At 42.8% G+C, this 25,177-nt stretch carries 20 protein-coding genes and 1 riboswitch; of the genes, 9 read left to right on the plus strand and 11 right to left on the minus strand.

All coding sequences use genetic code 11. The features are described from left to right. The first annotated feature begins 48 nt into the window (after window positions 1-48). The 8 genes from LZ23_RS24165 to LZ23_RS12730 all read left to right on the plus strand — a co-directional run bounded on the left by LZ23_RS24165 (window position 49) and on the right by LZ23_RS12730 (window position 8,053). Complete coding sequence (locus LZ23_RS24165) at window positions 49-354, plus strand: hypothetical protein (protein WP_157493219.1); 306 nt, start codon at window positions 49-51, stop codon at window positions 352-354. Window positions 355-668: 314 nt separating this feature from the next. Beyond that, window positions 669-1,100 (plus strand): arsenate reductase ArsC, encoded by a 432-nt coding sequence (locus LZ23_RS12690; RefSeq protein ID WP_045214739.1) that lies wholly within the window; start codon window positions 669-671, stop codon window positions 1,098-1,100. A gap of 394 nt (window positions 1,101-1,494) precedes the next feature. Further along, the gene (locus LZ23_RS22675) at window positions 1,495-2,121 is read left to right on the plus strand and encodes a GAK system XXXCH domain-containing protein (protein WP_052507355.1); all 627 of its coding nucleotides are present in this window, start codon (window positions 1,495-1,497) and stop codon (window positions 2,119-2,121) included. A gap of 495 nt (window positions 2,122-2,616) precedes the next feature. Continuing rightward, the gene (locus LZ23_RS12710; protein WP_232300489.1) at window positions 2,617-3,813 is read left to right on the plus strand and encodes a hypothetical protein; all 1,197 of its coding nucleotides are present in this window, start codon (window positions 2,617-2,619) and stop codon (window positions 3,811-3,813) included. A gap of 37 nt (window positions 3,814-3,850) precedes the next feature. Then, window positions 3,851-4,138, plus strand: coding sequence for an amphi-Trp domain-containing protein (locus tag LZ23_RS12715; RefSeq protein WP_045214744.1), 288 nt, complete (start codon window positions 3,851-3,853; stop codon window positions 4,136-4,138). Beyond that, complete coding sequence (locus tag LZ23_RS12720; RefSeq protein WP_045214746.1) at window positions 4,139-5,785, plus strand: PhoU domain-containing protein; 1,647 nt, start codon at window positions 4,139-4,141, stop codon at window positions 5,783-5,785. Window positions 5,786-5,961: 176 nt separating this feature from the next. Next, a complete protein-coding gene (locus LZ23_RS12725; RefSeq protein ID WP_045214747.1) occupies window positions 5,962-6,843 on the plus strand; it encodes a GAK system ATP-grasp enzyme in 882 nt (293 codons plus the stop codon). Window positions 6,844-6,859: 16 nt separating this feature from the next. Further along, window positions 6,860-8,053: a GAK system CofD-like protein gene (locus tag LZ23_RS12730; protein ID WP_045214749.1), complete on the plus strand. Its 1,194-nt coding sequence runs from the start codon at window positions 6,860-6,862 to the stop codon at window positions 8,051-8,053. 756 nt (window positions 8,054-8,809) lie between these two features. On the opposite strand, the gene LZ23_RS12735 is transcribed toward LZ23_RS12730, so the two are convergent. The 9 genes from LZ23_RS12735 to panB all read right to left on the minus strand — a co-directional run bounded on the left by LZ23_RS12735 (window position 8,810) and on the right by panB (window position 20,474). After that, a complete protein-coding gene (locus LZ23_RS12735) occupies window positions 8,810-10,366 on the minus strand; it encodes a flagellar hook protein FlgE (RefSeq protein ID WP_045214750.1) in 1,557 nt (518 codons plus the stop codon). A 16-nt stretch (window positions 10,367-10,382) separates the two neighbouring features. Continuing rightward, window positions 10,383-11,096: a flagellar hook assembly protein FlgD gene (locus LZ23_RS12740; RefSeq protein ID WP_052507356.1), complete on the minus strand. Its 714-nt coding sequence runs from the start codon at window positions 11,094-11,096 to the stop codon at window positions 10,383-10,385. A 101-nt stretch (window positions 11,097-11,197) separates the two neighbouring features. Then, on the minus strand, window positions 11,198-13,240 hold the full coding sequence (locus LZ23_RS12745) for a flagellar hook-length control protein FliK (RefSeq protein WP_045214751.1): 2,043 nt from the start codon (window positions 13,238-13,240) through the stop codon (window positions 11,198-11,200). Window positions 13,241-13,471: 231 nt separating this feature from the next. After that, complete coding sequence (locus LZ23_RS12750) at window positions 13,472-14,869, minus strand: glycosyltransferase family 9 protein (RefSeq protein ID WP_045214753.1); 1,398 nt, start codon at window positions 14,867-14,869, stop codon at window positions 13,472-13,474. Further along, complete coding sequence (locus tag LZ23_RS12755) at window positions 14,862-16,562, minus strand: CgeB family protein (RefSeq protein WP_045214754.1); 1,701 nt, start codon at window positions 16,560-16,562, stop codon at window positions 14,862-14,864. Before LZ23_RS12755 ends, LZ23_RS12750 begins: the two co-directional genes overlap by 8 nt. Window positions 16,563-16,917: 355 nt before the next feature. Continuing rightward, window positions 16,918-18,264: a diguanylate cyclase domain-containing protein gene (locus LZ23_RS12760; protein ID WP_045214756.1), complete on the minus strand. Its 1,347-nt coding sequence runs from the start codon at window positions 18,262-18,264 to the stop codon at window positions 16,918-16,920. Between the two features lie 401 nt (window positions 18,265-18,665). Continuing rightward, entirely contained in the window at window positions 18,666-19,280 is a 615-nt protein-coding gene (locus tag LZ23_RS12765; protein WP_045214757.1) for a chemotaxis protein CheC, read from the minus strand. 15 nt (window positions 19,281-19,295) lie between these two features. Continuing rightward, the gene (locus tag LZ23_RS12770; RefSeq protein WP_045214758.1) at window positions 19,296-19,655 is read right to left on the minus strand and encodes a response regulator; all 360 of its coding nucleotides are present in this window, start codon (window positions 19,653-19,655) and stop codon (window positions 19,296-19,298) included. 21 nt (window positions 19,656-19,676) lie between these two features. Then, window positions 19,677-20,474: a 3-methyl-2-oxobutanoate hydroxymethyltransferase gene (gene panB, locus LZ23_RS12775; protein WP_045214760.1), complete on the minus strand. Its 798-nt coding sequence runs from the start codon at window positions 20,472-20,474 to the stop codon at window positions 19,677-19,679. Window positions 20,475-20,860: 386 nt separating this feature from the next. Between panB and LZ23_RS12780 the strand changes: the two genes are divergently transcribed. Beyond that, window positions 20,861-21,556, plus strand: a complete 696-nt coding sequence (locus tag LZ23_RS12780) for an efflux RND transporter periplasmic adaptor subunit (protein WP_045214762.1) — start codon at window positions 20,861-20,863, stop codon at window positions 21,554-21,556. 45 nt (window positions 21,557-21,601) lie between these two features. Here LZ23_RS12780 and cls read toward each other — a convergent pair whose 3' ends face one another. Further along, complete coding sequence (gene cls, locus LZ23_RS12785) at window positions 21,602-23,032, minus strand: cardiolipin synthase (RefSeq protein WP_045214763.1); 1,431 nt, start codon at window positions 23,030-23,032, stop codon at window positions 21,602-21,604. Window positions 23,033-24,140: 1,108 nt separating this feature from the next. Then, entirely contained in the window at window positions 24,141-24,920 is a 780-nt protein-coding gene (locus tag LZ23_RS12790; protein WP_045214764.1) for a sulfide-dependent adenosine diphosphate thiazole synthase, read from the minus strand. A 108-nt stretch (window positions 24,921-25,028) separates the two neighbouring features. Next, window positions 25,029-25,132: riboswitch (TPP riboswitch) on the minus strand. Window positions 25,133-25,177 lie beyond the last annotated feature (45 nt).

A 25,177-nucleotide genomic window follows, 5' to 3' on the forward strand; every position in this document is an offset into this window, starting at 1 on the left:
GGCTTCAATAAACATGATTTTTTCAAAAATGATATCCAAGGAAGAAACATGAAAGCAGCAAATCATATGATATCTCCAATTCTGTTTGTGCTCATAGCAATCCTTCTCATGGCAGGTTGCGGCGGTGGAAGTTACTGTCAATATGACCCATTAAGATCTGAAGGCTATTTACAGCCTGTTCACATCAGAGGCATTGGCAACAGAGTTATTGAACCGGGAACCCCCTTTGCATGTCCATCATTTAGAACAGAGCCACGTTCATTACCATATAATGTGCGTTACTATGAAATGGTTCCAAGATCGTGCTATCACTACTACGGCTACAGATCATGCGGGTCTTGCTACCCAAGGTAAAACATGTTGCGAGGAGCATTGTCGGTAGCTGATAGCATAGCAATATAGCGGCTTTGTTTAAGCAGTAGGGGGAATGGCTCTTTTGCCGCCGGACAGTCTGCCTGTTATGGTTTGAGGTCGGCAAAGGAGCCTGTCCCTGGTGGCCGAGGCGATAATTTGTGCAAAGTATCGCTGTAGTGGCAGCATTCTTAACAATGCACCTTAAATTGTACCAATATGCCTGACTCTAAAAATTTGACATTAAAATGACACATTGGGTATGTATGCTTTATTGACTTTGCGAAAGCAGATAATCACAAAGCCAGGAGGTGTACATGTCGCAGAAAAACATTTTATTTCTTTGCACCGGTAATTCATGCAGGAGTCAGATGGCTGAAGCCTGGACCAACCATTTACATCCTGAAAAATATAAAGCATATTCAGCCGGAGTCATGAAAACCAGGGTTGACCCCAAAGCAATCAAGGTTATGGCCCAGGCAGGTCTGGACTTATCAGGCCAATATTCCAAGCTTATAGACGAAATCCAGGATATCACCTTTGATTATATCATCACGCTATGCGGTCACGCCCAAGAAAACTGCCCTTTTTTTCCAGGACCCGCCAAAGTTATTCACCAGGGTTTTGACGACCCACCTTCCCTGGCCTTGAAAGAACCTGACGAAAAAAGCGCCTTACAACATTACCTGAGAGTCAGGGATGAAATCAGGCAGTTTGTCCAGAATCTACCTTCAGTTTTAGATCATTAAAAGGATTGTTCAATCAGACAATTGTACAGGGCAGAACACCACACTTTTTTAGGGCAATTTGTCATAACAATAATACGGTTCTATCAAAAACGGGACACTTATATTTTTGCAAAGCGTACCCTGACCTCAACTTATAAGCAAACATCACAGGCCAGCATTTTGAAAAGCTACTTTTCAATGTGCACAGACTGGATTTCTGCCGGAAAACTTTCCTGTTTTTTTTGACAGGCAATCTGCAGTATGAAACTTGTCTCGCTTAACTTATCAAAATGCGCACATGTTTGAGTTCTTATCTTCTTGAAAATGCTACACAGTTGAAAATTGCCGGCATATTGCAGAATATGCGGTCAAAGTATCACTTGCATTGAACAGTTAATTTTAAGGAAATCGAGATATGGAAAAAAAACAGCGTAAATACAATCAAGCCATGAGTATCTCCCAAACTGCTGATTTTTTAAGGAAAATGGCTGATGGTCTGGAGCAAGGTTTTCTGAACTTTGAAAGTGAAACCTTTCAATGGGATGATATCAGCAAAATCAAACTGACATTTAAAAATCATGAAAGCCTGGTTTTGGTCAAAACAAAACTCAAAGGAGAACCTGGTGCTGACATAGAGGTCGAATTGCGTGATTCCGATAAAAGCACTACTGAAGAATATCTGGATGAACTGGATGAACTGGGTGAGTTAGATGAAAATGATGAAAACAGCCTTCAAGTGGAAAATGCGGAACCGGAAATATCATATAAAAAACTCAAAAAAAGGATGAAGAAATCGTTTAAAGCCATTCATGTTGATCTGAAAAACGGTAATATGCCACAGGATCAGGAGATGGAAAGATTCCTCGAAGATTGTACGTTAATGACGAATTATACCGGTTACGGAGATGAATATTATCCTGTTTTCAATGAGGCTGCAGAACAAATGCGCAAGGCCTGGCAGGCTAACTATTTAAATGATCTGACTACAGCCTTTCAGGACATGGTAAAAATCATGAAAGTATGTCACGATCGCTATAAATGAGCTGGCGCTTCTAAGTAACTACAATCGTTTTGTTAATAAAATCAGATATTTACAGTTTTCACATTTTGACGATTTTTGCTCATGATTGATGCACATTTGCCAGAAAAGTTCCGTCAAAGATGAGAGCTTTGCGCCTGGCACAGCTTCCTGCCCGGAGGCTTACAGCCCAGAGGGGGACTGTCCCTCGCTGTGTAAATTTTATCATTAAGGCAAATTTCTACCATGAACCTATGCAACATCAATCTTTTTTATAGTACCTCGCGGGGACTGTCCCAATTTCCAAATATGGGACTGTTCTTCAAGGTGGAGGCGGCTTCCAGCCGCCTGGAATTAAATAGCCTGCAGGATGCAGGCTCCACTTTAAAGACAGTTACTCACAAGTTCGGTCCCGGTCCGCCCGGGTGAGGAGCTTCTAAGCAACTACAACAGTATTGGAAATAAATACAGGTACTTATCCATTAAAAATATATTATCTCAACCAATCAGGAAAGACTTATGCCTAAACAAGCTCAAACAATGTCACTAATAAAATCTGAAGACAAGAACAAACTTTTTGACCCGGAAAAGGTCAGCAAAGAAATTACTGATGATGACCTTAAAGCTTTCCATGAAATAACCAATCTGGAAATAAGCTCCCAACAGGCAGACAGAATTACTACACCCTACGAGGTATTGCTAAGACAAAAGAAAGTTCTGGCAGTACACTGGCATCCAGAATATATACCCATGGACCTCATTAGACAGCGCATCCAAAATACCTTTCCCAACAGGGATGAAGAACTGATTATCCCTACCCAGCATAATCAGATAATGTCTTATGATGGTGAGTATTCCGGGGTGGAGGTAGATTGTTATTCCAGTGGCTTTAAGCGCAAGGTACAGCTGCTGCTGCATTTTAAAAGCAGTAAGCTGGAAAATGCTGATGTTCTTAAGTCTATGCTGGCGCACACCTTTGAATACAGATCAAGCCAGTTATTCGACCTAATGGACACATTGATTGAACCCAAGTGGGATGATTATCGCCAGCTCGCTGCCGAAGGAACCGGGGTAGGAGAAAATGTTATCAGATTTGCCATGATTCAGACTCATAAGCTGCGCACACTACTTGAGCAGCATGAGCACTCAATCAGTAGAGAGGTCTTAAAAAATAAAATCGTACGCAATTTTCTTGATGCACAAAGGCATCTATATCCTGAAAACTTTATTAACAGAGTACAGGTTTTTGTAAAATCTGTAAAAAAGGTCGTTAAGGCCAACTTCAGCCTGACATACTTTTACCGTACATCTGAAATCATTGAGGAGGCGCGGGGAATTGGCGGCGGCATTATTGTTCCTCATCCGGAACAGTTCTGGCCTATCCTGCTATGTGATTATGATATAGACGGCTACGAAGTCTGGAACCCTCAGTCTCAGGAGTACACTGATTTTCTAATCAATGTCATTAATCGTCAAAATAAGTCCAGATCTGCGTCTACCAAAAAGCTTCTTCTTTTTATGGGTGATGACACACATATGTCTGAGAAAATCAAAGACAGCACCCAAATCGAGGCTTCAAAATTTTATCGTGACATAGGTGTCCAGCCTGCCTGGGACGATCTGTCCATCAGGAAATCCCTGATAGTTGGCAGCTTCAGCCGTAAAAAAATGATTGATGAATACAGAGAACGTCTTGAAGGACAACTATCACTTTAAATCCCTTCAATTAAACAGACCAGTGTAAGGATTCACCATGAACACAGATAAAAAATTTGCATTATCATCCATTCAGGACTCAGAAACAATTTGCAAATACCTGGACGAAGTAAAAGAAGGTTTTCAGAAAGGAAACATACAATTCTCATACCAGGGAAATAGCGTGAAGCTCACACCCCATGGACTGGTAAAATTTGAAATAAAGGCCAGGCATAAGGAAGGACAGGTCAAGCTTACCTTGCGTTTCCGCTGGGAAGAGAATGAAGAAAAAAGATTCATGCTTTCATCTGATGAGCAAACCAGGCTCATGTCTCAGGACGAATAAATGAAGTACTTTAAAGAATTAGAAGACAAAATTCACTTTATGGTCCTTGAGGTTACCAGACAGCTCGAGAATACCCAGAAAATAATCCACGACCCCAAATCAGAGCTGGTGGACAAGGTAAAATCCCGTGATGACCATATTGACAATTACAAATCTATCATAGAAAATATGTGTTTTTCCAGAATTCATGGCCATGAAAATCTGCATAAACAGCGCATTGATTTTATAAGAGCTGTCAACATCATCAGCAACAATCTTGAAAGAATAAGTGACTACGCTGTTAATATCGTTGTGCAGCTCGGCTATCTTGAGTCTCAGGACATCTTGAAAGACTATAAATTCAAACCTTACTTTCAGCAACTGCTGGTTGCTCTGGAAAGCCTGACCAACGCCCTTTTCAAAAAAGACCTGAACCTTGCTCTGAAAATCTGCAAGGCAGAGTTTATTATTGATAAGCTTTATAAAAACAACTTTGACACCATAATTCAAGAGTTAGACTACGACAAAAACAAGCATGACCTTGTAACCTGCCTTTTTATCTACCGCTACTTAGAAAGGATGGGCGATGCTCTGCTGAACATCGGAGAAGCCATAATTTTTTCCGTATTTGGAGAAAAACTCAAGATCCATCAGTACCAGGCCCTTAAGGAAAGTTTAGACTCCATAAATTATAATATCCACATTGACGAAGTTGATTTTGAATCCATCTGGGAATCAAGATCAGGCTGCAGAATCGGAAAAATTATTGACCCCGGGATCAGAGAAGGCCGAGGTGTATTGTTCAAGGAAGGAAAGATTAACAAAATTGCAAGGGAAAAGCAGAATATCGAGACCTGGTCCAGCATTTTTCCCAGCCTGGTTCCCAAGATTTTCAGCTACAATCAAGTCAAGGACAATGCCTCAATGCTGCTGGAATTTCTGCAGGGTTGCTCTTTTCAGGAAACACTAACTTTACATGACCCTGAGATTCAGGACAATTCCTTTTTCCTGCTCAAAGAAACACTGTCTTTGATCTGGGAAAAAACCATGCAGAATGAATCAGTAAACGCAAAGTTCATTGCCCAGCTTGTATCCAGAATTGATGATGTGCTCATGATTCATCCAGAGTTTGACTTTTCTGAAGCAAGAATAGGTTCTCTCAAGACCCCTTCACTCAATACATTTATTGAAATGCTGACAGAAATCGAAAACAGCATCGAGGCTCCTTTTTCAGTTTTTATTCACGGAGATTTCAATGCAAATAATATCATCTACAACCAAAAAAATCAGCAAATATATTTTATAGACCTGCACAGATCCTGTCACAACGATTATGTTCAAGACGTCTCTGTTTTTCTGGTATCCAATTTCCGGCAACCAAACTTCGAGCCGCAGTTCAGGTCCCTTAGTAATAAGCTCAATGATGATTTTTATACTTTTGCTGCTGAATTTGCCGCTGAAAACAATGATCAGCTCTTTGATACAAGACTGGCTCTCGGACTTATCCGATCATTTTTCACCTCTACCAGGTTTGAACTTAACCGCGAGTTCGCAGGCAGCATGTATCAGCGCGCCCTTTATCTTGCTGAAAAACTGATCGCACACCAGGGAAGCGCGTGGGAAGATTTTCACTTCCCCAAAGATGTTTTTAAATATCAAAATTTTTGAGGCAAACTTTTCCCACAACCCGGCAACAATTATCCTTGACCGGTATTTGGGACAGTCTCGCAGACAAAATGACAATAACTTCTAATCAAACTGCTAAAGTGAGGCCCCAAGTGCCTGTCCCCTGATGCCCATTAAACGGTCCAAACTATTACAAACTCATAATGAGGAAGTAAATTATGCATAATCTCAAAATAGCTGTCATAGGTAATCCAGGTAGCTGGTCGACTGAGGTGCTGGCTGATGCTCTGGAAAAGAAAACAGGCTATAAATGTGTTGTGGAAATGTCACAGGTAACCATGGACTTCGACAGCAGATCACTTTTTCAAGGTGAGGTTGATCTGGCCTCATTGGATGCTCTGGTTATTAAAAAAATAGGACCTGTTTACTCCCCTGACATGTTTAACAGGCTGGAAATCCTGCGCTTTTTCTGTAAAATCGGTATCCCTGTCTACTCCCGCCCAGAGAGAATTATGGCTGCCATTAACAGACTCAGTTGTACTGTTACTCTGCAAAAAGGGGATATTCCCATGCCTCCAACCGTAATTACAGAGAATATCAACCAGGCAGTCAAGGCTGTTAAAAAATTTGGAAAAGCTGTATTCAAGCCCTTATATTCCAGCAAAGCCCGGGGGATGCTTGTTGTGGAAGACCATGATAACTGCCGTTCTGAAATTGAAAACTTTCAAGCCTCGGGCAATACCACCATGTATATCCAGAAAATGATAGATATACCTGGCAAAGACCTCGGAGTTGCATTTCTTGGAGGAAAATACCTTGGCACGTATGCAAGACGACAAGGCGAATCCTGGAACACCTGTACTTCCAGCGGAGGAAAATACGAACCTTATGAACCATCTCAGGAAATAATTGAGCTTGCTCAAAAGGCTCAGTCACTTTTTGATCTGGATTTCACCTGTGTGGATGTTGTGGAGACTGATCAGGGCCCGATGGTTTTTGAGGTTTCGGCATTTGGAGGTTTCAGAGGGCTGATTAATGCCTGCAGCATTGACGCTGCAGCCCTATATAGTGAATATGTCATTAACGACTTAAGCTCATAGTCTGCTGGGCAAGGTTATGCTGAAAATCAGACTTTCCCGGGCTGTATCAATTCCTGACAAGCTGAAGATGGCCAGGTACCGCAAGGTACCCGAGCTGGGACCAAAGATTCTTTTCTTCAGCGGCGGAACTGCTCTTAATCCCCTTAGCAGGGCACTTGTAGAATATACCCACAATTCCACCCATATAGTAACTCCCTTTGATTCAGGGGGCAGTTCTGCCAAGCTTCGCAAGGCTTTCAAAATGCTGGCAGTGGGTGACATGCGCAGTCGTCTTATGGCTTTGGCCGATCAGAGTGTGAAGGGAAATCCTGAGATCTTCAGCCTGTTTGCCTACCGACTGCCCCAGGATAAAGATGATTACGAACTGAAGAATATATTAAATCTCATGGCTGCAGGGCGACACAAGCTTGTTAATAACATACCTGACCCTTTGCGCAGAATCATCCGCAATCACCTTGCTCTGTTTATTGAAAAAATGCCGGAAAATTTTGACCTTAAAGGTGCAAGTATTGGCAATCTGATTCTGGCATCAGGTTACTTTGCCAACGATAGACATATCGATCCCGTCATTTTTATTTTTTCCAAGCTTGCCGAGGTCAGAGGAACTGTGCGTCCTGTCATGAACAGTATGCTTCACCTGATCTCTCTTCTGGATGATGGATCAACTGTCAGAGGGCAGCATATGCTCACAGGCAAAGAAAATGCTCCCATAAAATCAAGAGTAAAGGAAGTTTATCTCAGCAAAAACTTAGACAATCCTGCTCCTTTCAATCCAGCCATCCGCAATAAGATTAAAAAGCTTATACTTGACGCTGAGCTTATCTGCTATCCCATGGGCAGCTTTTATTCCAGCATCATTGCCAATATTCTGCCGAGAGGAGTCGGCGAAGCAATTGCAGAAAATCTTTGCCCTAAAATATATATTCCCAATACTGCCCACGATCCGGAACAATTTGGCACATCACTGCATCAGCGTGTTGAAATACTGCTGCAATATCTCAGGCAAAGCTCCAACAATCTCTATCCTGACTCAAAACTACTGGATATGGTTCTCATCGACCGAAACCATTCATTATACCAGGGCGGAATTGATCCTGAATATATTAAAAGACTTGGAGTGGATGTTCTTGAAACCAACCTTTGCATAGATCACAAAAATCCTCGATTGGACAACCAGCTTTTGATGGAATGTCTTCTCTCCATGGTATAAATTCCCATAACCACCAAACCAAAGCACCGAGATATCCTGACGGGCTTCGCTGCCTTCTAAGTAACTGGAGTCGTTTTGCCAATAAAATCAGACGTTTACAATTTTCATATTTTGACGATTTTTGCTTTGATTAATGCATATTTGCCTGAAAAGTTCCGTCAAAGATGGGAGCTTTGCGTCTGGCACAGCTTCCTGCCCGGAGGCTTACAGCCCGGAGGGGGACTGTCCCTCGCTGTGTAAATTTTTCCATTGAAGCAAATTACTTCCAGGAACCAATGCAGCATCAATCTTTTTTATAGTACCTCGCGGGGACTGTCCCAGTTTTCAGAAAAGTGACAGACTCGTAAAGTTACTCACACGTTCGGTCCCGGGCGGCCCAGGTGAGGAGCTTCTAAGTAACTACAATCGTATGTGCAATAAAATCAGGTTATTATGGTTTTACCATACAGATTGCTTCGGTCGCTTAGACTCCCTCGTGGGTGACAGGTTTTCAGCAACTAAATCCATGACAGCTCAGGTGTCATTGCGAGCGAGTCTTCGAGCGCGGCAATCCCAAACGCGTTAAGGCTATTTCAAGTTACTCACAGGCTCGGTCCCAAGCCGCCCGGGTGAGGAGCTTCTTTAAAATTGTACCCATTGAATATCCGAAAGCCGGGGCTATCTTTAAACAGCCGCAGACAAGATATCTTAACTCCCCAAAAAAAGGGCCGCACATGGCGGCCCTTTTAAGTGAGAGTAAGCAGGAGATCAATTATGTTATCTCTTCATTTGAATAAGTACATTCAACATCTGATCGGTAGTGGTTATAGTTTTGGAGTTAGCCTGGAATCCTTTCTCAGTTGTAATCATTTTAACAAATTCTGTAGCAAGGTCAACATTGGACATTTCTAATGAATTACCCGCTATAGACCCAAAACTTCCGCTATTAGCCAAACCTGTGAGAGCATCACCAGAACTTCTGGTTTCACTGAAAAGATTTGATCCCTCCCGGCGTAACCCCCACTTATTATTAAAGTCAGCAAGAGTTAAAGCATAAAGCTCAAGAACTTGACCATTGGAATACCTTCCTGTAAGCACACCATCACGATCTATCTCAACATTTTGCAATTGCCCTGGTCCATAACCGTCCTGACTCTGCTGCACTGTGCTTGAAGGCGCACTGTAGCTTGTAGAAGAAAGGGCACCACTTATCCAAGCCTGATCCTGGGCTCCGTTATTATTCTTTATCCCAAAATTCAACTCAACAAGTTGCACTTCGTCAAGACCAGTAACTGGATCAACAGCACCCAAAAAACTCAATCCCATCAGGGGATATCCATTTTGTGAATAGCCATCAGGATTATCCAAATCATCAAATGATGGAACTGTTTGTCCAGGACCTGGAGTAAAATTTTCTAAGTCTCTCATGGCCATCATCTCTCCTGCTGCGTTAAAAACTGCACGGCCCTGCATTACTATACCCTGATTTTGAGCACCAGGAACCGGTCCCCAAGGCCTCTGATCATCTTCTGGAGGAACAGTTACAATAAATTCATGCACCTGATAACCATTGGGAAGGGGTGGGTTTTGACTAGCAAGCCAATTTGTTTCATCATCAGAGTCCATCCTGTCAAAGTATGTAGTCAGGGTATGGGCACCTCCATTTTCATCATATACTTTCATGGAGGTCTGATGAATATACAGCGCAGGATCGATAGGCGGATCCTGAGTTGCATCCCAAGCATCGAAAATTTCAGCTCCAGCACCTGTAGCACTCGGAGCGCTTGAATCCAGATTTACAATCTTGGTAACCCTGCTTGTTTCCTCAGGAGGAGACTGGAAGTTTTCCAGTTGAATGTTTTGCGGCACTCCCTGAATCTGTACCTGTTGCCCCTGTGTAGCAGTTACACCTGGCTGAATAGTTTGCGGCCTTATTTCCCATCCTTGAACAACATTGCCACTTGGATCAACCAGGAAACCTTCTTTATCAAACCTGAAATTTCCTGCCCTAGTGTAGTAGTTTTCTTCGCTTCCTTTTGGACTTACCACAAAAAAACCATCACCACCAATTGATACATCAGTTGCCTCACTTGTTGTTTCCAAAGCCCCTTGTTGAAAATCAGCAAAGACAGCCGCGGTATTTGTCCCCCTTCCCACTTGCCCAACACCACTCGATGTATTGATGTCCTGACTCATAAAATCTTCAAAATGCATTCTTGACCCTTTATAGCCAACCGTACTAACATTAGCTATGTTATTGCCAATAACACCCATTTTCGCACCATGTGCTTGCAGCCCGCTTACCCCTGTATAAAGAGAAGATGACAAACTCATAATTGCCTCCTGTAATTTATTCTTCTTTTTGAGATTCTGCTGACCTTGATTCAACCACTTCACTTACCTGGGCAAAGTTGATTACCCTGCCGTCAGCAAGGCGAAGATAAGACTGCCCATTCATACTTTGAACACCAGAAACTCTTCCCGATACACTCGTATTAACCATAACTGGCTCGCCGTTAAAACCTTCAGCACCTATAGTTACCTTATAGTTACCATCAGGTACTTCTCTACCACTGTAATCTTTCCCGTCCCAGTTAAACTCATATTCTCCAGCCTGCCTGGCCTGCATTTCTACAGTTCTGACCATATTACCGTGTGAATCAAAAATATTGAAATACATCTTAGCAGCTGTATCGTCCATATTGTAATAAAGTGTTGAAATCGTGTTTGCATCCTTACTTACTTGATCGCCTTCAGCCATAACTTCCTTGCCGATAAATCCTACTGCACCAACCATATCCTGCTGAACGCTGTTTTCTTTTATGGCTTTAACTTCTTCAGAAATATTTGTCAGCTGCTCCAGGCTGGAAAACTGAGCCAACTGGGCCACAAATTCCTTGTCATCCATGGGATTGAGAGGATCCTGATTTTCAAGCTGAGTGATTAGGAGTCTTAAAAACTCCTCTTTACCCAGTTGACCATGATTCTCTGCACTGGGTATTTTTTCAGCTTCTCGTTCTCTGTCCCAATCCCCTATCATTCCTGGTGCGCCTGATGTATACATTTCATTCTCCTTAAAGGTGGTGTTTTTATCAAATCAAGTATGAGCAAGCTGCAAAAGTTTTATGTTCTTACTTCAGTCTTCCGCCTTCAACCTTTCACAGTTCACGCAAAAATATCCAAACCCGGACCATCTCTGCTTTCCATGTTAAGTACTGCAGCAGATATTTTTTCATCATCTGATTTTCCTGTCATATCAAGTCCTCTCATCCTGGCAATTCTAATAGCCTCACGCATCCTTTCTCTTGCCTTATTATGCTCTTCGTGGCCTTGCCAGTTCTGCCCGTTATTTTCCTGTGTCTGAACCTGAACTTCTATCTTGTTGACCCTTAGTCCCTGCTGCTCCAGAGTTGCCTTCAATCTTGCCAGGTTTTCACTGACCATCTGGGCTACCTCGGGACTACTGGGTTTAATCAAGGCCCGCACTTCCTGGTTATGCACTTGCAAGACAAGGCCCACTCTACCAAGATTTGGTGGATCTAACTGTAAATTCAGCTGTGTACGGCCATCTTTCAACTTTCTGAGCATTCCATTTTGCACCTGGTCCAGAATCTGACGGGAAATAAATTCCCTGTGCTGAGCCTGAGCTTTACTTCTAACAGCATCCGAACTTCCACGAACTCCGGTGTCACCCATTACTGCATTTCTTGCATCTGAAGAATCTATTGTTCTTATTCTACTGATAAAATCTTTCCAGGGATCATCCTTTTCATTATCGGATTTATCGTTTACAGAGTCCCTCGCCCTTACGCTTTCCTGGAGCTTATCAAAAAGGGACTGCTCATTATGCCGGTTGCCTGATCCCTGGCTATCTTCATCTGGCTTGTGAGATCCATTACCGGAAGCCTCATCAAACTTAGCGTTGTTTTCCAGCCTGGATTTCAAAAAAGACAGTTCTTTCTTTTTATTGCTATCGGAAGAAGACTGACCCTCTTCTTTCAGGGCCAGCCTGGCAATATCTCTTAATAGAGCTTCAACTCCGTTAGCTTTTGCACTTTCTTCCCCAGCCTGAAGCATTCGGGCCAACAAATAATTTTCTCTTGCTGCCCCTGCTTCTTTCTTGAGCAGATTCATGAGATTGGACAAGTCGTTGCCTGAAAGCTCCCGCCCAATAAAAGGGGAAAATTTTTCCATCTTGCCTGCTTCAATACCCAGAGCCTTGAGCAGACTTGCCGCCTGATTTTCCGTCAGTTGCAGTTTTTGATCTGGAGCCATATTATCCAATCGTTTGCTGATAGCTTCCCAAACCTGGGCATGCCTGCCCTGCTGGAGCAAATTCACAAGCTCCTGACTTTCCTTGCTGTTAAACCCCATGGCAGAAAAAACACTTAGCAGATCTGTTTTTTCACCTGGAGAAAGTTTGATATTTTTCGATAAACCTTCAAGTTCAAGCATGGATAATACATCCGACCACTTAAGATCGCCCTGACTATACCTCTCCTCAAGAGCTTTAATCTGCTCACCATCAAAACCGTGTTCAACCAAAAGTTTTTTCAAGGCCTGGAAGTCATCCTTGCTAAGTTTATCACTTAACATTTCAGACATGTCATTTTTGCTACTTTGCAAATGTTTGCTGACTTCTTCCCAGCTTAAGCCATGTTGATCAAACTTATCCTGAAGCTTTGAAATCAAATCCTGGGAATAGCCATTTTCTAAAAGGTGTTGTTTTAGTGATAGAAATTCTTTTTCGCTCAGTCTTTTGGTTTTGTTGTAATATTCACTGCCATGAATATTGAACCTTACAAGACTCTTAAAAGTATCAAACTCATCCCCCATACCAAGCTCTTGCTTGAGCTCATTCCAAGTCAGGCCGTCCTTCTCATATCTTGCCTCAAGCTTCTCTATCTTTTCAGGAGGATATCCGTTTTCTTCCAAGACATCTCTAACAGCGGCAAATTCTTCTTCAGTCAATTGCTTATTTTGCGATTGAGAGTTATCCTGAATTCGCTCAGGTGCTCTTACCTTACTGTCTGCTGGACGATTGTTTTGATTATCCTGAATTTGTTCCCTGGGCGGAGTGTGAACCGCCTGCTCAAAGATATTCTTAAAATCTTCATTCCAGGTCCCAAAATCAGGCCTGTCCCGCGGTCCGGCTTCAAGATAAGGATCAAACATGGAAAACAAATTGTTGGTAGGAAAATTTTGCATGGTATGTACTCCTCTGCTTCATATATATCAATTAGCGTTCCAAAAAAGTTTAATCCTGCAATATAAATGGAACAGTGTCGTTAAGAGGGAATGATGACTCATTTCAGGCTGAAGGCTGAAGATTCAGATCAGTAGCCACTGCCATTGTCAATGGCTAAGGTATCTTGTTCTTTATTGAGAATTGAAGGGGCAGTCTAATGGAGATGGCGGAGTCGTTTTACAGTGAACAATTCAGCGCGTTTCAAGAAATCCCAGCAGGGTTTCAAGCATACGGGTGGAAGCGGCAAGAGATGATGAAGAATAATCCTGATTCTGCCACATGATATGGACAAAACCTGCAAAAGGACGAAAATATGGAGGGGATTGGCGCCAGAAAGAATGATCAGGGATCTGTCCTTTCTGGATAAGTTTTTTCAGTTGAGCAAGAAATAACAGCGTACACTTGAGAAGTTTGTCATGAACAAATGGATAGTGCGTCACCATCAACCTGACCTTTTCCCTCACCTGTGACTTACTGCCAAGACTTGCACTATAAAGCCAGTAACTCTGCCAGAACTCACCAAGATAAAAAGATACAGTTTGTTTTAAGCGGCAGGGATTCAGATTATAAAGACCTTTGCTGCGCGAAGTTTTAAATATATTAACTGCCTTGAACCCGGTTAGTTCAGCATCTTCAAGAGAGCCGTGCATCATTTTTTCCATGATCAGTATAACCTGCCTGATCTTGAATGAATCTGCGCATAGCAAGTCTTTCTGGATACATTCCCAGCATCCTGTACAGCTGATGCTGGAACGAATGATTGCGTGACCTGGCTGATAAGGACCTGTTTCCCACGGGTTAACCGGACCAAGAGAAAGATTCAGGGTTTTCAGGCCGCACCACGCGCTCAAATGCATGGGACCGGTATCCGGCGTTATCAGGAGCTCCAAAGTGCTGAAAACAGAAGCAAGCTGGCTTAGACTCAGCTTACCGGTAAGATTTAGCAGTTTCACAGGGCTGAGTTTGACAATATCTCTGGCCTGTTTTTTATCTCCTGGACCACCAATGAGAATGGGCTGATAATTTCTTCTGATAAGCTCTTTGGCCAAAAGAGCATAAAAATAAGGGCCAGGTCGCTTGTTTTCCTGGCTTGCACCCACAAAAAGTCCAATTTTCCTGGTGCCTGAAGCTCCTCCCGGCTTCTGCCAGACAGTTTTACCCAGAACCTTGCAATCTATTACATCCAGAGCATTGAGTTCTGCCCAGTGAAAACGGTTATATCTGTTATTCTGGACAATACTTGAACGATAAAGCTGCCATTGGCCCTGTATCCTTAAGTTATCACTTTCATCCCTGTAAGGCCCCACGATCTCCCTGGCCTCAACTTTGCCAGCCAGCCAGGCAGCTTCCTTGCGATGACTGAGATTGATGACCATGTCATACTTATGCTTCAGCGCGTGTCCATGACTTTCCCATGGAATATAAAGCACTCTCGGTGACAGATCCACCAACCCCTGATAAAACTTCTGTTCTGCAATTACATGAATGGTTCTCTGCGGATATATCCTGCTCAACCATGAAAAAAGGGGAAATGATAATATCAAATCCCCCATACGCTGCATCTGCAAAATAAGAATGGGTTTAGCCATAAACTTTTTTCATGGTTTCGCACAACTCAAGCAGACGATGATCGTAAGTGTGCTGCTGAAGAATTCTGTTCCTGGCTTTATGGGATATTGCATCACATTTTCCAGGATTTTTGAGGTAATATGTGACAATCTCCTTAATCTCTTCTTCTTCCCGGTAAAAAACCACCTCTGAACCCGGATCAAAGAGATTTTCCATCTGCTTGCGATAGTCAGTAATTAAAAAAGCTCCACAGGCTGGGACATCAAACACCCTTTGATTAACCGCCCCTTTCATTTGTGCACTGGTGGTGTTGAAATTAATCCGGGCATAGGGATAAAATCCTGGAAGATCATCATAGTAGTTGAATTCTGGATGATAAGTCCAATCCTGGCTATGGTCAAAACATTCCAGCCACCCGTCATCACCGGCAATAAAAGGATTAAAGTCCAGAATCTGTTTTACACATGCATTGCGGTAGATCCTGGTGGCTTCCCAGGTAACCAGGGTCTCAAAGTCAAGTTTGGACTCAATGCTGGGCAAAGCGTCAAAAACTTCACGCAATTCAAAAAACTTTTCTTCCAGCAGAGGATAAACCAGATGATGATCAGAATTAACAAACTCCCAGGCAACCTGCTGGTAGCTCTTTGACAACAATCCTCTGTCATCAGCCCTCCTGACCTTTTCCAGCCTGGCCTCCACCTTGTGGACCATGGAATTACCAACAAAAGATACATCTCTGGTTTGACTTTTAAAGCCAGACAGACTCTGCCCCGGAGCAAAACGAATGCAGTCTGTAGCCAGCGGCAGGTAAAATACCTTGTCAAATCCTTTATCTTGCAAACTTTTTAAGTTGTCGGAATCCCATGTAAATATTGTACAGTATGGACTGTTCAGGTTTTCATATAAATAAAGAATCAAATGTGGATTATCAACAAACCAGGAAGCCAGGGGAAGTTCCATCCTGCTTAAAAGGTCCATGAGCACACCTTCGCGGTCAATGCCAAGATGGTTAATGGTAAACACAAAGTCAGGCCTAAATTCAATAACAGCTTTCAAGATGTCTTGAATGAAATCCTCGCAGCCCATTTCCTGGTTTTTCAGACTCAGAAAGTGATGAGGAATGTCTAAGCGCTGGCATGCAGCCATGACTTCACCCATCAAAAAGTAATTAGTAGTAATAAGTAAAAGCCTGGGCTTGTCATTCTTAAATCTGGGATACCTGGTTCTGGACCAGAAATCATACTGGCGACCAGTCTTGAGGGTATCAGCTATCAATTTATAGTAGTCACGATCAATACGCAGATAGGATGGAATAACTATGGGCAGGAAAATTTTGCCGTTATTCTCCCATTGCCAGGCGGTTAAACGGGAGATGGCGTCTTGAGCATTAGATGACTGAATCAGAAGAATTCTTTCATCATTCAGAACGTCATGGCTTGCAAAGGCAGAAATGACGGCCTGTTCTTTGTCAACAAAAGCAACAGGACCTGAAGTATTATCTAAGATAAGCTCAATAAAAGCTCTAGGACCAGTACCAATAACAACCGGCAGGCTGTCAGGATTATTTTGCAGCAGGTTAATGGTATTTTCACAAAAACGAGATGCAAAGCGCCCCATCAGGTCAAATTCACGCTCGTCCAGCCTGACTTTGAGGTCAAAACCCAGGCTGTCGTCCGGCCTGATGGAAACTTGAAGCAAACTATGTGTACTCATGTACTGATTTATAACACTACAGCGACATATTGTGTAAATTATTGCCTGATCCACCGGGGACAGGCACTTTTGCCGACCTCAAACCGCAAAACAACTGGATAATCCGGCGGCAAAAGAGCCAGTCTCCTTCCAACTTGAATAAAGTGTCGCTGCAGTGATAACGCATTATTTGTAATAGTTTAATAACTTACTGCTTCAATCCTGCAGCAAAAAAAAGATTATTTTTGGGCACTGACAAGACCAATAAGGTCCAACAACTTAGATCTTCAGCCTTCAGCCTGAAAATTACAGCCAACCTCAAAACTCAACAATACTTGCTTCATTTGGGTTGCTGGAAAGGCTCTCACTAACCTTTTTAAATGTGATGATATCCGCAACTGTCAGGGTTTTTAGCCTTATACATGGCTTTATCTGCCTGCTGTATAATATCTTCAGCACATTTACCGTCATCAGGATAAACACTGATCCCTATGCTGACTCCAATAACACAACCCTCGGCAATCTCAAAAGGTCTTGCAAGATCACAAGAAATCTTGTCAGATACAGATATGGCATCATCTACAGATTTAATCTCCGGAAGCACCACTACAAACTCGTCTCCGCCAAACCTGGCTACAGTGTCTGAAGCCCTGACAATTTTTGTTATTCTGCTTGCCACTTCCTGGAGCAACAAATCACCTACTCTATGTCCGAACTGATCATTTATCTTTTTAAAACCATTGAGATCCATAAACAATATGCCGAGCTTTTTACTGTATCTGTCTGCAAGGGCCATGTTCTGGGTCAATCTCTCCTGCAGAAGATTCCTGTTGGCTAATCCGGTCAACTCATCATGCATGGCCATGTGCCTGATCTTTTCCTGCATCATGCGCTGATCTGTTATATCTACCCCCGTACTAAGCACAAACTCAGGGCGGCCAATTTCATCGTAAACCAGAGAATTAGACCATGAGATAAGCCTTTGCTCTCCGTCTCTGGCAATCCAGTAAGCCTCATGTTCTTCGGGCATATCCAGCATATCTTGCATGAAGTAAGATGCTATAGTTTTCTGCTCATTAATAGAAATCAGAAAGTCCAGCATTTTTTTGCCTTCAATTTCTCGAGAATCATAGCCTGTAAGCTCTTCGCAGGCACGATTAAATATTATTATGCGGGCTTCTTTATCAAGCAGAACAATAAGAACTCTGGCCGAATCTAAAAGCAGGGAAATAAACCTCTTTTCTTTGCGCAGACGCTTTTCAATTTCCTTTCTTTTTTTAAGCTCATCCACTACCTGGTCTTTCACCTTGCGATACTCAACTATCCTGGTGTTGAGTTCAGTAACATCCTGAATAGTGATAAGAGCCAGATGCTGCCCCTTCATTTCAGGTAACGTTAAAGCCGTGACAGTCGTATTATGAAGTCTGACCTGGCCACTGCTGGTCTTCATTTCAATGAAGTTTCTATGTAAATGCGAAGAAAATATAGCTGGCGGTCCACCTTCAAATATGGTGCTGATTCTCCTGATAAATTTAGGTTTATCCGCCTCAGGAAATCTTTTAAGCAAATTATCTCCAACAATATCACTTTCATGAATGCCTGACCAATCCCTCATGACCTTGTTCCAGAAAAGAACCTCATAATTGCTATTTAATACAAAAATGCCCAGAGGCAGTCGGTTCAATATCCAGAATTGATTATTGGTTTCTTCAATTTTAAGCATTTTTAAGCACAATTAATAGCTTGAGAGTTAAAAGTTATCAGGTCACACTACAGCGACACTTTTTTAAGCTGGAAGGAGAATGGCTCTTTTGCCGCAGGATAGTCTGCCTTTTTTATGGTTTGAGGCCGGCAAAAGCCAGACTCCCGTGCTACATCCAGGGGTCTAAACTTTTACGTTATCAGTTAATTGTTATTAGTTGAAGAAAAAAATCATTATGATTTCGGGCACTTATGACTTGAAGGCGTTTAAATATCTAAAATTATGAAAGGCACCATAAAGCCAGGGTGCTGCACGATAAATTTTGACTGTCCAGTTAATGAGCCTGGTTTTGCTGACCGAAAATTCAGGCTGGCCAATGATGGCTATAGGCTGAATCTTAAACAGGCTGATATTCGCAATATCTATAAGGAATTAAGAACATTATCAATGGCTTCTGTAAGACTTTTCATTGAATCAATACCAAAAAACAGTAAAATATCCCCAGCTATGGCATGTTCTTCCACAACAAAGTGAGTTCTTGCAAGAATTATGGCAAATTCACCTTCAACGTGATTGAGGTTGAATATTTCATTTATGTCGGATTCAAACATAAAGTCCGGAATTGAGTAATCCAGATTAAGCTTCAAAAAATTTGAAAAGTGTCCCATGACTGCATTTAAAACAATATTGCCGATCTCTGTCAGTGCCTCCCCGCGCATGGCATCTAAGTCCATATCCTCAATATTGGATTCTTCAGGCACCAGAAGGTTCACCAGATTGACCGCGCTCTCCGGAGGAAACAATAAAGCTGCCTGCCCGGGAACAGCACCCTCAAACCTCAAGATAACGCTTGCAAGTGATGACCTGGCAAGAAATGCCAGTTCATTCATCACCCTGTCCTGACTGACGATTTTCAACTCGGGTACGCTCAAATCAACATGAGTGTCAAGAATGCTGTTTAGAGAACTTGCTGCTTGCCCTACCCCGATATTCACCACTTCGGTCAACACATCTTTGTGTACATCGCTTAATTGCATCTCACCAATCCTTCTTTATGAGCCTAATACTGATTTTAAAACACTGGAGATTTTGTTTTCATCTACAGGCTTATAAACAATTTGCCTGACCCCGTCTTCCTCACATCTCTGCCTGGTAGTTTCCTGCACATCTGCCGTAACTACCACTACAGGTACAGTACTGTGCTTGCTTTTAAGCACCTTGAGGACCTGAAAACCATTAATATCAGGCATTAGCAGATCCAAAAAAACAAGATCAGGCTGCTTGGCTTCAATCAACCTCAAAGCTTCTCTGCCAGAATCGGCTTCCATAACTTCATGTCCAGCATTACTTACAATACGCTTTATGATTGTCCTTTGAAAGGCTGAATCTTCAACTATTAGTATCTTTGCCATACTTTTTCGTCTCCTTAATATTTAATCCTTATAACAATGATCAGGCCCGGGAAATACGCTGTCTCTAACCTCAGCTGAATAGCTTGAAACAGCTTTTTTGATTTCAGTTGCAAGATTTGCATATGTTTTAACAAATTTAGGTCTGAACCCCTCTGTGATTCCAAGAATATCATTTATAACCAGTACCTGACCGTCACAATGCGGACCTGCACCGATGCCAATAGTTGGAATGCGTAGCCGGGACGTGATTTTTTCAGCAAGTGACGGAGGTACCGCCTCAAGCACAATGCTGAAACAACCTGCCTTTTCAAGCTCCAACGCCTGGGACAAAAGAAGATCTCCAGCCTTGCCTCTTCCCTGAACCTTGTAACCACCCATAACTGCGATTTGTTGGGGATTAAGCCCAAGATGTCCCATGACTGGAATGCCGGTCTGGACCATGGATTCAATCTGAGGCAAAATCACTGATCCCCCCTCAACCTTGACAGCTCCTGCACCAGCCTCCTTGAGAAAACGACCGGCATTGAACACCGCTTTACCAACACTTGTCTGGTAAGACATAAACGGCATGTCAGCTACCACTAAGGCATTGGAAGTTCCACGCACAACTGCCTTGGTATGATGTAGCATATCCCGCATATCCACAGGCAAGGTATCAGCATATCCCAAGGTAACCATGCCCAGGGAATCCCCCACCAGAATGATGTCAATATTACATTGATCAACAAGTCTGGCCATGGTATAGTCGTAGGCAGTTACCACTGTTATCTTGCTGATATTTTTTGATTTCATTATTTTTGGCACAGTTATTTCATTCATAACACTATACTGTTAGTCATAGTTGGAGAGTTAAAAAGTTATCGGTTAATTGTTATTAGGTATCTGTTTAGCGCTTTTAAGGAAAGCAGGGGACAGGCACTCCGGGACCCACTTGAACATCATTTTGTGCTTAAAATATCTCATTTTTTGGGACAAGTGGGTCCCGGAAGAGCCAGTCCCCATGCCACATGCAAAGCGCTAAACAGATACGTTATTAGTTATTAGTTATTAGTTGAAGAAAAAGTTAACATAAGTTCAAATAGTCAGGCTTTGAGAAGTTATTCATATGCTCGGTCCAGTTCGCAACGGACTGAGACGATTACCAATAACAATGAACCGATAACTGATAGCTGATAATTTTACATTTTTAAAAAACGGAAAAAATCATGGATAATAGTAATCTTCCGGTCAGCATCAACCATTCGCCCAGTAATGTCAAAAAACATTTTCTGATTATTGGAGCAATTTTACTGATAGCATTTGCAGGCGGTTTTGTGAGCAAACAGATGTCTCCTCCACCACATGCGGAAAATCAGGAAACTGCTTACAACCATAATATAAAGCTAGCTCAGGATGATACGAGTCACTCAACAGATGAACAGCCTGCCATGCAAAGCCCTCCTTCTTCCTCTGCCATCTTCACAGAAATAACCGGAATAGTCGAGTACATTTCACCTGGTCTGGTTGAAACAGGTAGCGTGCAGAAAGGAGAACTGCTGATCAAGCTAAACACCCGACAGTATATTATTGCGCGCCAACAGGCAATTATTGATGCTTCGCAATTAGAGAGCAGACTGGCGCACTTGGAAAGACGGGCTCTTGCTGAACGTCAGGAATGGTATAGATTTCAGACAAGAAGATACTTTGAACCCGACCCCATGACTCAGTATGAACCAGCGCTGTCACAATTACGGCATGACCTGGCCAGAATTTATTCGCATATAGAACAATTGGATTATCATCTAACCAGATCAGAAGTGCATGCCCCGTTTAATGCAGAAGTGATGGAGATTAAAACTGGCATTGGCCAGCGGGTGGATCCATACCAGCCTTTTGCCGTTATCAGAGAACGCGTCTCCTGAAGATAGTGTTCCGTCGCACAGGTGTTCTGAGTGACACTATCCTGACTATAATAGAGGACTGAATATCTTGACCACTCCTTCAACCATTCTTTTTGGAAGAGGCCGTCTCAACCAGGCCTCAGGTCTTATGGCAGTAGCATGCCCTTTGTAGCAATTCTGCAGCATTCTGAGATTGTAAATAAATTCCGGTTCAAAAATAAAGGTAACCAGTTCAATATTAAGATAAAAAGATCGAATATCAAAATTGGCGGAACCCACCATTGCCATATCATCATCCACTGTCATTATTTTGCTATGAAGCATACCTTCGTTGAACAGGTACACATTACATCCATTCCTGAGAGCCACACCGCAATAATAGGCGCTTGCCTGGTCCACCAGAAGGTGATCGCTGCGATCAGGTACAATGATATCTACCCTTACTCCCCTTGCTGAAGCAAGCCGCAGAGCTGTTATCAAACCTTCACTGGGAATAAAGTATGGAGAGGCAATGGATATTCTGGTTCTTGCAGACTGAATCGATTGGATCAATATATCCTGGAACCCTTCTGTTGGCTGGTCTGGACCGGTGGGCACCACCTGTATAGCGGCACTTCCGTCTCTCGAAGCACCTGGATAAAGATCTGGAAAATCAAGAACCTGATCTGTTTCATAATACCAGTCTTCTACAAATACAGCCTGAAGCTGCCTCGCTGAAGGACCTTTAATCCTGACCATTACATCATGCCATTCTCCGGCCTTTTTATGACCAAAGTCAGAATTTACTATATTTTGTGATCCTGTGTATCCAGTCTGTCCATCGATAATAGCCAGCTTACGGTGATTCCTGATATCCAGTCTGGAAAGCCTGAGTCTTAATGGATTGGCGGGTAAGGCTGGATAGACCTCTACTCCCTTGCTGCTCATCCATCGCCCAAGTTGAGAAAACATTCCTCTCGAGCCGACAGCATCTGCCAGAACCCGACATTCTACACCTCTTTTTCTGGCATCAACCAAGGCTTGTGCTACTTTTTTCCCAGTTTCATCATTTCTGAATATATAAAACAGGAGGTGGACATGAGAACAGGCCTTGCTGATATCCAGCACAAGATGTTCAATAAAATCATCAGTATTAGCAATAAGCAATACCTGGTTTCCGCCAAGCAATGGAAGACCACCGTGTCTCTCGGCCAGATTAACAAGCACCCGGTAATCATCATTCACCTGGCAGCCAAGATAATTGGGACATTCGAGATATTGAGAATTAATCCTGTGAAAATCCTGATGACTTTTAAGTCTGCGACTGAGCCGAGGCCTGCTCAAACCATACTCACCCACCAGCAGATACATGATAAGTCCGAACCAGGGAGCCAGAAAAATAACTGCCACCCAGGCCAGGCTTGTGGTGGGGTCATCCTTACGCATTCCAATAACAGGAATCATACAGATTCTGATAACCCAGCCACCCAGTATCCAGAATAATGAATCAAAAATCATATTTTGTCTGATGAGGTATAATTTATGTTTTCCAAGCTTGAAATAACGACTCAGACGATAAATAGTTGGTTTTTAATCCATAAACAAGTGATTTCTTAACCTCTCCAAGGGCAAATTCTGCCAGAATCCAATGCAGCATCAATGTTATAAATTATTCCTCGCGGGGATTGTCCCAATTTCCGTAGAAGTTGCTCACCTGGGGGCCTGAGACCAAAACTGTGAGTAAGTTAAAATAGCCTTACCCCTCGTTCCCAGGCTCCAGCCTGGGGAAGTTTAGTTATTGAGGCTCCAGCCCTTCTTCAAAGTGTGGCTGGAGACACAAAAAAGAGGTATTCCCAGGCTGGAGCTTTGGAACAAGAAAAAACCTGGATTCCGGCTTTCGCCGGAATGACGGTAAAGAGTAAAAACTTGCTTTAACCGTCACCCCGGACTTGATCCGGGGTCCAGTTTTTTTTAAAGTTACTTGTAAGCTCCTCACGCGGGCGGCCCGAGACCGAACTTGTGAGTAACTTGAAATAGCCTTAACGCGTTAGAGATTGCCCGCTCGAAGACTCGCTCGCAATGACACCTGAGCTGTCAGGGATGTAGTTGCGCAAAACCTGTCACCCACGAGGGAGCCTGAGCGACCGAAGCAATCTGTATGGTAAAACCATAATATTCTGAATTTATTACTAATTTGGTTTTAGTTACTTGTAAGCTCCTCACCTGGGCGGACCAGGACCAAACGTGTGAGTAACTTTACGAGTCTGTCACTTTTCTGGAAATTGGGACAGTCCCCGCGAGGTACTTTAAAAAAGATTGATGCTGCATTGGTTCCTGGAAGAAATTTGCTTAAATGATAAAATTTACACAGCGAGGGACAGTCCCGGTGCCAGGCGTAAAGCTCTCATCTTTGACGGAACTTTTCTGGTAATTGAGAATCAATCATATGTAAAAATCTTAAAATTGTGAAAATTATAAACGTCTGATTTTGTTGGTAATTTGGTTTTAGTTACTTAGAAGGGACTGGCAGTCCAGTTATATTTTTCAACTATATGAAACTTATTGAAAAAACTCCAAGAGAACCAGTCCCCATCAACAAATAAAGAAGATATGCCTTATGCTGAAATCAGCTATCAAGGGCCTCAATGATACTCTGTGCTACTTTACGGCCAGACATAAGCATTCCGCCAAATATCGGCCCCATGCGAAATGATCCGAATGTGGCATTGGCAGACATGCCGCAGACATAAACCCCTGGAAAAGCCTCTTTTGTATTTTCCAGGGTGCTTTGCTCTGCTTTTTCCGCCCACATGGACTTTTCGCCTTCAAGAGCCCCGGATGGGGTATGAAGCTGGGCGTCAATCTTTCTTTGAATCACCTGCATGACCTCTACAGGATGACCTGTTGACTCAACCATATACTTTGTTCTAACAGTCAATGGATCCACATGCAGCCCTGCACTGTCCACCGCAGACCAGTTAATAACCAGCCCTGTTACCCGATTCTCTCTAATCATAACATCTTCAACTGATACCAGATTAAAAAAGTTTGCTCCAGCCTGGCAGGCCTTAGAGCCAATGGTGCAGACCGCCTCAACTGAATCAGCAGTAAAGTATCCCTGCTCGTACTGCTTTGATCTTACACCAAGTTCATCTAGAATGTTTTTGGCCTCTTCCTGAATAACAATCTCATTAAACATCATGCCGCCACCCCACATTCCACCTCCAATGGATAACTTTCGCTCAAAAACAGCTGTTTTCTTACCTGCCTTAGCCAGGTAATAGGCTGCAACCATTCCTGAAGGGCCTGCCCCGCAAATGGCCACGTCCAACTCCAGACAATCCACAAGCTTTTTGGTGTAAGTGTCAATAATTGCTTTGGAAATCACAATCTCATCAAGTGCCATTTCATCCTCCAACAGTTAATTTTTAACCAAAAAAAAGGGCTGTCTTCCCCAATGGAAAACAGCCCTGAAAAATCATGATTCGGTAATATATCAACCTGCATCATTATCTATGAATCAGTGCCACTTTCCTACGCCGGTATTAACCGGATCAGGTTCCAGGGGTCTTCCGGCAAATCCGGAATCTCAGGAAAAAACCTCCCCCAGTGACTAAACTACATGCCCCTTAAAGCGGGCGAATTAAAAGAACTTAAGAGTAT

The sequence above is a fragment of the Desulfonatronovibrio magnus genome, assembly GCF_000934755.1.
GTDB lineage: Bacteria > Desulfobacterota > Desulfovibrionia > Desulfovibrionales > Desulfonatronovibrionaceae > Desulfonatronovibrio > Desulfonatronovibrio magnus.